This window comes from Nonomuraea zeae (genome assembly GCF_005889725.1).
In the GTDB taxonomy this organism is placed as follows: Bacteria; Actinomycetota; Actinomycetes; order Streptosporangiales; family Streptosporangiaceae; genus Nonomuraea; species Nonomuraea zeae.
In genome coordinates, this window is the sequence record NZ_VCKX01000109.1 from 1 (window position 1) to 11,629 (window position 11,629).

Annotated in this window: 9 protein-coding genes; 1 reads left to right on the plus strand and 8 read right to left on the minus strand. The window is 69.3% G+C overall.

Going from position 1 to position 11,629, the window contains the following annotated elements; translation table 11 throughout:
• Positions 1-2,286: 2,286 nt before the first annotated feature.
• From ETD85_RS30560 to ETD85_RS30570, 3 genes are all read right to left on the minus strand, one after another.
• Positions 2,287-3,339, minus strand: a complete 1,053-nt coding sequence (locus tag ETD85_RS30560; protein ID WP_138693265.1) for a threonine aldolase family protein — start codon at positions 3,337-3,339, stop codon at positions 2,287-2,289.
• 50 nt (positions 3,340-3,389) lie between these two features.
• Positions 3,390-4,349: a D-alanine--D-alanine ligase family protein gene (locus ETD85_RS30565; protein WP_138693266.1), complete on the minus strand. Its 960-nt coding sequence runs from the start codon at positions 4,347-4,349 to the stop codon at positions 3,390-3,392.
• Between the two features lie 337 nt (positions 4,350-4,686).
• Entirely contained in the window at positions 4,687-5,919 is a 1,233-nt protein-coding gene (locus tag ETD85_RS30570) for an aminotransferase-like domain-containing protein (protein ID WP_240779543.1), read from the minus strand.
• Between the two features lie 338 nt (positions 5,920-6,257).
• Between ETD85_RS30570 and ETD85_RS30575 the strand changes: the two genes are divergently transcribed.
• Positions 6,258-6,806 (plus strand): GNAT family N-acetyltransferase, encoded by a 549-nt coding sequence (locus ETD85_RS30575; RefSeq protein WP_240779538.1) that lies wholly within the window; start codon positions 6,258-6,260, stop codon positions 6,804-6,806.
• A gap of 254 nt (positions 6,807-7,060) precedes the next feature.
• Here ETD85_RS30575 and trxA read toward each other — a convergent pair whose 3' ends face one another.
• From trxA to ETD85_RS30600, 5 genes are all read right to left on the minus strand, one after another.
• Positions 7,061-7,375, minus strand: a complete 315-nt coding sequence (gene trxA, locus ETD85_RS30580) for a thioredoxin (RefSeq protein ID WP_138693269.1) — start codon at positions 7,373-7,375, stop codon at positions 7,061-7,063.
• Positions 7,376-7,385: 10 nt separating this feature from the next.
• Positions 7,386-8,318, minus strand: coding sequence for a thioredoxin-disulfide reductase (trxB, locus tag ETD85_RS30585; RefSeq protein ID WP_138693270.1), 933 nt, complete (start codon positions 8,316-8,318; stop codon positions 7,386-7,388).
• Positions 8,319-8,462: 144 nt separating this feature from the next.
• Positions 8,463-9,431: an anti-sigma factor family protein gene (locus ETD85_RS30590; RefSeq protein ID WP_138693271.1), complete on the minus strand. Its 969-nt coding sequence runs from the start codon at positions 9,429-9,431 to the stop codon at positions 8,463-8,465.
• A complete protein-coding gene (gene sigM / locus ETD85_RS30595; RefSeq protein ID WP_138693272.1) occupies positions 9,421-10,056 on the minus strand; it encodes an RNA polymerase sigma factor SigM in 636 nt (211 codons plus the stop codon). The genes ETD85_RS30590 and sigM overlap by 11 nt, the downstream gene beginning before the upstream one ends.
• Before the next feature lie 15 nt (positions 10,057-10,071).
• Positions 10,072-11,589, minus strand: coding sequence for a protein kinase family protein (locus tag ETD85_RS30600; RefSeq protein WP_138693273.1), 1,518 nt, complete (start codon positions 11,587-11,589; stop codon positions 10,072-10,074).
• Positions 11,590-11,629: the final 40 nt, after the last annotated feature.

Genomic DNA, 11,629 nt, shown 5'->3' on the forward strand with positions numbered 1-11,629 from the left:
GGGCGGAGGCCGAGGATCGGGGGTCCCCCTCTGCCCGCTGCCCTCCGCCCTCCGTGCGCTGTCCGCCATCTGCTGTCGGTCGTGTCCGCTGTCGGTCGTCCTCGGTCCGCGGTTCGTCATCCGCAGTCTGCGGCCAATGTGAACCCGGCAAATCCAGTGCGCCCGCCACCGTTGCACTGGCCGCACCTGAGGCAGGGGAGACCTCCTCCTGCAGTCTCGAGCGATGGACGCGATTGTCAGAACCTCGGCGAGAGGATCGCCGTTCGCTTCTCTCGGAAGAGAGGGCGTCTCCGTCGGTGTCCCAAAGGGCAGTGGCCTGTCGGCGGTCGGCGGTCGCCCCCTGCCCATTGCCCCTCGGGACGCTCAATGAGCACGTCGAGCATTCGGGGTCGACGCCGTAGACAATCCGTGGGTTTGGCGCCGAGCTGCTCGAGTCGTTTCGTGCAGCCGACCTCATGCCGTGGCTACGCCGACCTCATGCCCCGCCGTGCTGGCCGCGCGCCGTGCTGGCCGCGCGTCGAGCCGGCCGCGCGCCGAGCCGGCGGTGCGCGGGGCCAGCGGCGGGCCGCGCCGAACTCTCCGTGCCGACCTCCACGCTGCGCTTTCCGCGTGCTGCGTGAGCGGATGCCGTGTGGCGACAAAGCTGGCGGCGTGCAGGGGAGGGCCGGACATTGGTCTACCTCGCGCCGAGCGGGTGTCGTGCGGCACCCGCTTCGACGGCGTGCAAGAGGCAGCCGGACATAGGTCTACCTTGCGCCGAGCGGGTGTCGTGCGGTGCGAGGTTAGGAGGCGTGCAAGAGGCAGCCGGGCATCGGTCTACCCCGCGCCGAGCCGTTGGCGATGTCGCTGTGGGGCGGACTCGCATCGGCGGTCTCACGCCGACTTCGGTTTGCGTTGCATCGATCACGCGCACAGGCCGTGCCCCCACGTCCGCCGCCTGGCACCGCCCGCTGGTGTCGCGCGATAGACGGCGGACGACCGTGTGGTTGCGTGTGCCTTGCGGCGCGCTCACCCTGCGGTGTGTCTGCCCGGCGCCGCGGGGGATAGGAGGCGGGGCGACTTTGCGTTGCGTTCCCCTGTGTCGGGTTCGCCTGCGGTGCGGTCGGCCGGCGTTCGGGGGTCGCCCGACGCCCGGGGGTATCGGCGGTGGGTGGCCTTGCGGTGTGTCTGGTGTGTGGCCCGGCGAGTGTGCGCCCCCGACTGGCGACGGCGGTGTCTGCCCTAAGTCACGTTCACCTCGCGGTGCGCTGCCCTGTGGGGTGCGTTCGCCTTACGTCGCGTTCACCTCCCGATGCGTTGCCCTGCGATGCGTTCGCCCCGCAGCGGGTCCGCTTCGCTGCTTGGTCTGGTGCTGGGACGTCCCTGTGTTGATCGTGTGTCGCGTCTACTCCGGCGCTCTGTCTGGCTCCGAGCTACCCATGCGCTGTGTCGGTCGCGTGCTTCGATGCGCAGGGGTGCTGGGTCGAGGGGAGGTAACCCCGCGCTTCTCCTGTGCCCGCGCCGTTCATTCGCCGCCCTGGCCCTGACCTCGGCCCGGCCCGTGGCGCCCGCCCGCTCGTGCTGTGCCACCCTCCTGCGCCGCCCGCCGCCCGCCGCCTCGCGCCCTGCCGTGCCGTGGCGGTTATCCCCCGTCAGCCGTGTCCCACGCCGTGCTGCGCCGCGCCGCTCCGTGCTGCGCCGTGGCGTCCGGCCCGCTTGTCCGCCGTGCCATGTCGCGCCGCGGTGTCCGGCCCGCTTGTCCGCCGTTTCATGTCGCCCGGTGCCGTGCACCGTCCGCCAACGCGTAGCGTGCCGCTGGCCCGTGCCGTCTGTCGTCCCGGGCTGCGTCCTCGCATCGGACCTCGTCTCGCGCCGGACTCCGTGTTCCGCACCGGGCCCCTGCCTATCTCGCGTCAATGTCCGCCCGGTGCGCGCTGCGCTGGTTCGCGCTCGCATCGTCTCGCGCGCCCGCATCGACACGCCCCCACGCCGGCGCTGTCTCCGAGTTCGCCTCAGCGCCAGGGCCGTTCCTGCGCTGGGGGTGTCCGAGGAGGTGTTGGTCTTGGGTGGCGGGGGATTGAGGGGTGAGTTGTTTCGGGGCGTGTGGGGCTCATGGCTGGGTTGGTCTCGTGCGGTGTACGTCGTTGGGAGGGCGGGTTTGTCTTGCGGCACCGTCCTCTCCTTCCACCTCCGTCAGCCGATAAACGGTGGGTGGTGTTTCACGTGAAACGTTGGAAGGGGAGCGGGGGAGGCCGGCGACGGGTGGGGTGTTTCACGTGAAACAAGGGGGTGGACGCGTCCGCGCATCTACAGGGCGGCCGCCTTGCGGAGGTCGTCCAGGAAGCCGTCCACGTGTTCCGGCGTCGTGTCGAAGGCGGTCATCCAGCGCACCATCCCAGCCCCCTCGTCCCAGTAGTGGAACAGGTACCGCTGCTGGAGCGCCTCCACCACAGCAGCAGGGAGCGTGACGAAGACGGCGTTGGACTGCACCGGCTGAGCGAGGGACACGCCGTCCACCTCCGCCAGCCCGTGAGCCAGCCGGACGGCCATCTCGTTCGCGTGTCCTGCGTTCCGCCGCCACAAGTCATCCGTCAGGAGCGCCGAGAGCTGGACGGAAATGAAGCGCATCTTCGAGGCGAGCTGAAGAGATTGGCGGCGCAGGAAGGGCACGGCGTCCGTCAGCGTGGGGTCGAGCACCACTACCGCCTCGGCCGCGAGCGCGCCGTTCTTGGTGCCGCCGAAGCTGAACACGTCCACCCCGACGTCCGCCGTGATCGCCCTCAGGTCGCAGTCGAAGTGGGCGGCGGCGTTGGCGAGCCGGGCACCGTCCAGGTGCAGGCGTAGCCCGGCGGCGTGCGCCGTCTCGGCCAGGGCGGAGATCTCGGCAGGGGAGTAGCAGGTGCCGAGCTCCGTCGCCTGCGAGATGGAGACGACCGTCGGCTGGGAGACGTGCGGGTTGCCGATCCCGTCGAGGCGCGAGGTGATGTCCTCGGGGCGGAGCTTGCCGTCCCCGTTCTGCGTGGGCGCCGTCAGCAGCTTCACACCGAGCAGGCGCTCAGCCGCCCCCGCCTCGTGGGTGGCGATGTGGGCGCTGTCGGCACAGATGATCGCGTCGAAGCGGCCGAGCATCAGCGCCAGGCCCACCATGTTGGCCCCGGCGCCGTTCAGCACCGCGAAGCCCTCGGCGCCGGAGCCGAACACTTCCTTGACCTTGTTCTCGAACGCCGCCGTCCACCCGTCGTCTCCGTAGGCGGGCGCGTCGCCCTCGTTGGCCCCGGCGATGGCGGCGAGGATCCCCGGGTGCACGCCGGCGTGGTTGTCACTGGCGAAACTCTTCAGGTACGTCGAATCGATCAGCACACCCGCCAGGCTACTTTCACCGCATCCGGCAGCCGGCCCCAGGGGAGTGGTCAGGAGGACTGGAAGCGGGCGGCGGCGTTCTGGAGGAGTGCACGGCAGAGGTCGCCCAGATCCTGCCCGGCCGCCTCCGCCGCCATCGGCAGCAGCGACGTCTCCGTCATGCCGGGCGCCACGTTGACCTCAAGGAAGTAGGGGACGTCCTCGGCGTCGACGATGAGGTCCGTACGGGAAATGTCGCGCAGCCCCAGAGCCGTGTGCGCCGTCACCGCGGTCTCCGCGCACGCGGCCGCGGCCTGCGCGGACAGGCGGGCAGGAGCGAAGAACTCCGTGTGCCCGGCCGTGTAGCGAGCCGCGTAGTCGTAGACGCCCTCGTCCGGGACGATCTCCACGGCGGGCAACGCCACCGGGCCGTGCCCCAGGTCCACGACGGAGACCGCGACCTCCACGCCCTCCACGTAACGCTCGACCAGCGCCGTGTCCCCGTAGGCGAAGCAGCCGACCATCGCCGCTGGCAGCTCCTCGGCAGTGCGTACGATCGAGGCGCCCAGCGCCGAGCCGCCCCGGGCGGGCTTGACGAACAGGGGGAGCCCGAGATGCTCCACGATGCGTCCCAGCACCACGGTCGCGCCGAGGTCGTGGAACGTCTCCTTCGGCAGGGTGACCGACTCGGGCGTCCGCAGGCCGACGGAGCGGACGACGGCCTTCGCCGTGGGCTTGTCGAAGGCGACCCGGCAGGCGTCCGGATCGGCGCCCACGTACGGCACGTTGAGCAACTCCAGGACCGAACGGATCGCGCCGTCCTCGCCCGCGCCGCCGTGCAGGGTCACGAACACCGCGTCCGGCGGATCGGCGAGGATCGAGGGCACGAGAGAAGCATCGGTGTCGCGAGCCTCCACGTCGATGCCCGCCGCACGCAGCACCTCGCTGACTCGGCGGCCAGAGCGCAGTGACACCTCTCGCTCATAGGAGAGGCCTCCGGCCAGCACGAGCACGTGGCCCAGATCGCTCATCACATCTCCTCCGCTGATCGAACGCTGTCCAACCGTACCGGCGTCGGGGGCGAATGGTGTACGGGAGGTGGTTTCTCCGGCGATCCCCGCTCATCCAGGGCAAGCCTCCGGCCTCCTCGTCGTCCCCCGAGGGCTAGGGCAAGCATCCGGGCCTCCTCGCCGCCCCCTGGGGCTCGGGCAAGCATCCGGGCATCTCCCCGCCCCTGAGGCCCGGGCAAGCACCCTCATGCAACTCGCCGACCTAGCACCCGGGCACCTCGCCGACAAAAGACCTGGACACCCCCGGCCGACAAAAGACCAGGGCCGGCGCCACGTGACGCCGGCCCTGTCGGACGAGCTAGGCCAGGTCCGGCCCCGGCGTGTCCACACCCAGGTGGTCGCGTACGGAGCCCGTCCCGAACGTGTCGCGCAGCTGCATCTCCTGCTCGATCACCCCGGCGAGCCGGCGCACGCCCTCACGGATGCGGTCGGGCTCGGGGTAGCAGTAGGACAGGCGCATGTGCCGAGCCCCGCTGCCGTCGGAGAAGAACCCGGTCCCCGGTACGAACGCCACCCGCTCGGCCACGGCCCGCGGCAGGATCGCCTTCGAGTCGAGCCCCTCGGGCAGGGTCGCCCACACGAAGAAGCCTCCGGCCGGCCGGGTCCACGTGACCTCGGGCGGCATCAGGGCGTCGAGGGCGTCCAGGAGCGCGTCGCGGCGCTCGCGGTAGAGCTCCCTGAACGTCTTGATCTGCTCCCGCCACGGCTGCGTGGTCAGGTATTGGCCCACGGCGAGCTGGGTGAACGAGGAGTGCGACAGGACCGCCGACTCCATGGCCAGCACCAGCTTGTCGCGGATGGCGTGCGGCGCCAACGCCCACCCGACGCGGAAGCCGGGCGCGAGCGTCTTGGAGAACGACCCCAGATAGACCACGCCGTCCGGGTTGTCGGCGCGCAGAGCCCGCATGGGCTCCCCGTCGAACCCGAGCAGCCCGTACGGGTTGTCCTCGATGATCAGCACCCCGGCGCGCTGGCAGATGTCGAGCACCTGCTGGCGGCGGGCCAGGTTGAGGGTGACGCCGCCCGGGTTGTGGAAGGTCGGGATCGTGTAGAGGAACTTGATGGGTGCCCCGGCCGTCTCCAGCGCGTAAATGGTCTGCGCCAGCGACTCGGGCACGATGCCCTGATCGTCCATGGCGATATGGACCACTTTCGCCTGGTAAGCGGCGAACGTACCCAGCGCCCCCACGTAGGAGGGACCTTCGGCCAGGACGACATCACCCGGATCGATGAAGATCCGGGTGATCAGGTCGAGGGCCTGTTGCGAACCGACGGTGACGACCACGTCGTTCGCCCCGGCGTGAATCCCCTCCAGCCGCATGACGTCGCAGATCTGCTCGCGCAGATGCGGATCGCCCTGGCCGGAACCGTACTGCAGCGCGACGGGACCGCGCTTGGTGACGAGGTCGGAGACCAGCTCGCCGACCATGTCGAGGGGAAGAGCCGTGACGTACGGCATGCCGCCGGCGAGCGAGACCACCTCGGGCCTCGACGCGACGGCGAAAAGAGCTCGAATCTCGGAGGCGACCATCCCGGTAGCTCGTGCCGCGTACCGATCGACGTAAGCGTCGATGCGTGACCCTTGGGTCGCGGGTGTCTGACCGTGATTCAGCTCTTCCGTCACGGTCCACCTCCTAGGTGTCATATCGGACCGAAATACCAGATTACGCCAGTCGGACATGTCGTTCGCGACCGGGCTCAACCGTCGTGGTGTCCGCTGGCGACATCTTCACTGAGCTACGATGCCACCTGTGGACGCGGTTTTCGCGCGCTTTTCCGGGTCAACGATAGGGGCCGTAGTTGTCGCGCCGGCTGGTCAACATAACCCTGGACAATCTTGAAGATCTCCCGCGCCGCTGCCGTCGGTGCGTGTTCTGGGAGCTCGATCCCGTCAGCGGAGAGCGCGCGGTGGGATCCGGTGACCCGGGGCTGGAGAAGGAAGCCTGGATCTCCGGCACGCTCCTCGAATGGGGCAGTTGCGGGAAAATCCTCTATGTCGACGGAGTGCCCGCCGGGTTCGTGCTCTACAGCCCGCCGCTCTACACCCCGCGTTCCGTGGCCTTCCCGACCTCGCCGGTCAGCGCCGATGCCGTGCTGCTGATGACGGCCCACATCATTCCGGAGTTCTCCGGTGGCGGGCTGGGGCGGATGCTCATCCAGGGGGTGGCGAAAGACCTCACGCGACGTGGGGTGAAGGCCATTGAAGCTTTCGGGGATCTGAAGTGGGAAGAGCCCAGTTGCGTGGTTCCGGCGGAATACTTGCTTTCTGTTGGTTTTAAGACAGTTCGTCCGCATTTGCGATTCCCGCGATTGCGGCTGGAGTTGAAGACCGCCATCTCCTGGCGTGAGGACGTCGAGGTGGCCCTCGAACGTCTCCTGGGCTCCATGAGTCCGGAACGCGCCCTACGTCCCGTCTAGCGGCCACTGAGCGCCCCGCACGCCAACAGCAGCGCCCACACGCCGGCGGCAGCGCCCGTACACCAACCGCAGCGCCCGCACGTCGGCGGCAGCCTCCGCACATCAACGGCAGCCGCCCCCGCCCGCGCACCACACCCGGACAGCAGAAAGCCCCCCGCGATGCGAGGGGCTTTCGCTGGGCGAAGCGCGCCGGAACCAACAGGCGAACCGCAACGATCCAAGCGCGCCCCGAAGGGCGCACTAGACGATGCGCCCTAAATGATGCCCTCGAGCTCGCGCAGCAGCATGGCCTTCGGCTTGGCGCCGATGATCTGCTTCACGACCTCGCCACCCTTGTAGACGTTCATCGTCGGGATCTGGAGTACGCCGTACTGGCGCGGCACCTCAGGGTTCTCGTCGATGTTGAGCTTGACGATCTCCAGCCGGTCGCCGTGCTCATTCTCGATCTCCTGCAGAATGGGCGCGACCTGGCGGCACGGCCCGCACCACTCTGCCCAGAAATCGACCAGCACGGGCTTGTCGCTCTTGAGGACTTCGGCGTCGAAAGTGGCGTCGGTGACAGCCTTCACGGTGCGCTCCTTACTTCTCGTTGTTGGCCAGCCAGCGCTCGGAGTCGAGCGAGGCGGAGCAGCCGGTGCCGGCCGCGGTGATGGCCTGGCGGTAGGTGTGGTCGACGACGTCACCTGCGGCGAACACGCCGTCGATGTTGGTCGCCGTGCTCGGGGCGGCCACCTTGATGTAGCCGTTCTCGTCGAGGTCGATCTGCCCCTTGACCAGCTCGGTGCGCGGGTCGTGGCCGATGGCCAGGAACAGCGCGTCGGTCGCCAGCTCGCACTCCTCGCCGGTCTTGACGTTGCGCAGCTGCACGGCCTCGACCCTGGCGTCGCCGAGCACGTCGATGACCTCGGAGTCCCAGACGAAGCGGATCTTGTCGTTCGCGAGCGCCCGGTCCTGCATGATCTTGCTGGCCCGCAGCGAGTCGCGGCGGTGCACCACCGTCACCATGCGGCCGAACCGGGTCAGGAACGTGGCCTCCTCCATCGCGGTGTCGCCGCCGCCGACGACCACGATGTCCTTGTTGCGGAAGAAGAAGCCGTCACAGGTCGCGCACCAGGACACGCCGTGTCCGGACAGGCGCTTCTCGTTCTCCAGGCCGAGCTCGCGGTAGCCGGAGCCCATGGCCAGGATGACGGACTTGGCGTAGTAGGTCTCGCTGTGGGTCTTGATGACCTTGGGGTTGGCCTCCAGGTCCACCTCGACCACGTCGTCGGCCACGAGCTCCGCGCCGAACCGCTCAGCCTGCTTGCGCAGGTTGTCCATCAGGTCGGGACCCATGATGCCGTCGGGGAACCCCGGGAAGTTCTCCACGTCGGTGGTGTTCATGAGCGCGCCACCCGCGGTGACGGAGCCCTCGAAGACCAGCGGCTTCAGCTCGGCGCGCGCGGAGTAGACGGCCGCGGTATAGCCAGCTGGGCCGGATCCAATGATGATCACGTTACGAACGTCGCTCAACGCTCCACGCCTTCCTCGTCTGCTGTTGCCATCGGCGTCAACAGATCCTAGGCCGCCGTGATTCCCCGGCCTACCCAACGACGCTCGGACAACGTACAGACAAAACGAAAGAGCCCGCCGAAGCGGGCTCTGACGTCCGTTTTGTTACCAGCGGCCCAGAGTGGGCTTGCGCAGGTTCTTGCAGTTGAACGGGTCGACGATGTCGATGCGCAGCTTCTTGCTGGCCTTGTCCTTCCAGGAAGCGATGACAAGGGCCTCCTGGCCGTTGTACTGGCCCTGGTCGACTGCGTAGGTCGGCAGCTTGGAACGGCTCGCCACCCGGCTCACGCACTTCTCGGCCCGCGAGTTGTCCTCGGAGTCGGCGAGCACTATGCGCGCGAAGCCGAACAGGCCCTCCAGCGGCTGGCGCAGGTCCTGGTCGCTGTAGTTGTGGCCACTGTCGGTCAGCGCGTAGGCCTTGGCCCGCATGTCGGTGGTCTTGGACGAGACCGACGGCTGGGCGACGACGCCTCCGTTGCCGCTGCTGCTGTTCCTGCCATCACCTCCGCCGCCCGCGGCGAGCAGGCCGGTCGAGGCCACGGCGGTGCCCACCACGACGGCGGCCGCGGCGGCAGCCACCGCCGGCATCGCCCACCGGCGCCGCCGCGAGGCGCTGCGCCTGGCCGGGACGATGGTGCCGTCGTCGGAGACCACCCCGAGGCGCACGGGCTCGGGAACGTCCTCGGCGGGCTCGCCGAAGCGGGCCGGCTCGGGAACGTCTGCAAAGGACCGGCCGAAGCTTACGGGCTCCGGCACCTCGACTGGCCGCTCCCACGGGGAGTCCCGCATGAGCTCATCCCAGTCGGGTGTTTCCGCGAGGCCGACACCTCCGCCGCGCCGAGACTCCGCCTCGGCGGCCAGCGCCTTGTCGATGCGTAGTGCGACTCCCATCGGCATGGCCGGTGTCGGAGTCGCCGCGAGCACCTCGCGAACCGCCGCCAGGTCTGCCAGTAGCTCCCCACAGGGGTCGCAGACCGCGAGATGCTCGCGGACCTGGCGCGCCGTGCTGACGTCTAGGAGACCCTCGGCCAACTCGGCCAGGATTTCCAGATCGTAGTGCGTATCACCCGTCACGAAGTTCTGCTCCCTTCGCGGATGAGACGCGATTGAGGTCCGTTCGGTTCCGCAGATGCGAAAGAATCGGGGCAAGTTTCGCGCGCCCCCGCGCGCATCTGCTCTTCACCGTGCCGCTCGGCACCTGGAGCACCTGAGCTGCGTCTTCGACCGAATAGCCCATCATGTCGACGAGGACCAGCGCCGCGCGCTGGTCGTTGGGTAGCAGTTTCAGAGCGGCCGAAACCTCCATGGAGACCTCTCGCTCGACCGTCTGGTCGGGCAGGGGGGTCTCGCGCTCGGCGGCCTCGATGAGCTCGTCATCGGCGACCGGTCTGACGGATTTACGGCGCATCCGGTCGAGACACGCGTTGACCACGATGCGGTGGAGCCAGGTTGTGACGGCCGCCTCGCCGCGAAACGTGGCGGCCTTGCGATATGCGGAGACGAAGGCGTCCTGCACGGCGTCGGCGGCCTCGTCAGGGTCACCGAGCGTACGCAGGGCGACCGCCCACATGCGGTCGCGGTGCCTTTTGACGATTTCACTGAAGGCGTGTGGATCCCCGTTGATGTGCGCGGTCAGCAGCTCGGCGTCTGTGACCGCCGGCCGCTCCGCTGCTGAGGGTGTCTCGGGTGGGGAGTTCACAAGAGAGTTTCCTGATTATGCCGATCCGGGAGAGTGCACCACTACTTCATAGATGGTGCCATGAAACTTGCCTGCATCCGCCGGAACACGTGTAAACCAGATCAAAACGTACTGACCGCTGGCGGCCTCTTCCGGGGCCAGCGTGGTCTTACCTGCGGCGTTCTTCTCGGTGGCCACGGTCTTCAGGGCGCCGAGATCGGGGGAGTCACCCACCTTGAGCTCGACGGTCGCGCCCGGCGCATCGGACAGCGTAGCGACCACGTCGCTGATCTGCATGGTCTTGCCCATGTCGAGCAGCAGGCCGACGCCGTCCTTGAGCCGGCCGAGGTCGGCGCTGGTGTAGGCCTCGGTCTTCCACAGCGTGCTGGGCTTGCCGTCGATGGCCAGTGGGGCGATTTCGGACTTTTCCTCGCCGTCGCCGAGCGGGTCGAAACCCTTGGCCTTGCTCGGCTTGACGGTCTGCGCCGCGGCCGAGGCCGAGGCGGAGGTGCTGGGGCTGGTGCCGGCGGTCTGGGGCGTGGTCGGGCTGCCCAGGCTGCGGCCGATGGTCCAGGCGCCGACGCCGACGGCGGCGATGACGAGCAGGACGACCAGCGTCATCAGCACCCGGTTGACGACGCTGGGGCCACCGCCGTTGGAGACGCGGCGCGGCACCGGCGGCGGCGTCACGGGAGTGGTGCGCTGCGGGCGGTGGGCGATGTCGAGGCCCTCGGTGTGGGAGGCCGAGGCCACCGCCGGGGTCGAGGGGTAGGAGATCGGGATCGGCATCGGCCTGGCCACGTCGGCCAGCGACTCGGCCACCTCGGACGGGCTGGTCAGCGCGCCCTGCCCCCGCCGGGACTCGGGCAGGCAGGCGCGTACGGTGACCGCGTCGAGGTAGCCGGGCACGCCGGCGGTGACCTGGCGGGGCGTGCAGAAATGGCCGTCGCTCATGGGGGCGGCGGGCAGGCCGCCCTCCTCTTCGTCGCCCGGCCAGTGGCCGGTCAGCCCGGCGTACAGCAGCCGGCCGAGCCCTTCGGCGTCGTCGAGCGCGGGCTGGTCGGTGGTCAGCCCGTACATCGCGGCGTCGACGGCCACGCCGAGCACCTTGACGGTGTTGCCGGTGGTCCACACCAGGTGGGCGGGGCGCAGGCACAGGTGGTAGAGCTGCGCCTCGTGAGCGTGCGCGAGCGCCTCGGCGGCCTCGGCGACCAGCCCGGCTGCGCGCTCGGGCTCCAGCGGCCCGGAGGCGAGCAGATCGGTCAGCGACTCGCCGGTGACCCACTCGCTGACGACGTAGGCGTGCTTGTCGTCCTCCGCCGCGTCGAACACCTGGGTCAGGCGCGGGTCGGTCAGCCTGCTCGCGGCGCGGGCGGCCGTGACGACCTCGTGGACGCGCGGGAAGTCCGGCGAGAACGTGTGCACGGCCACGGGCCGCGCGAGGATCTCGTCGATGGCCTTCCACAGGGTGGCGCCGTCGGACTCGCTGACGCGGTCCTCGAGCCGGAAGCGCTCGGCGAGACGGGTGCCGGGTTCGACGGCCGACGTGCTCACTGGCTCTCTCCGCTTGGCCGATCGGGCGTGCTCATGACTC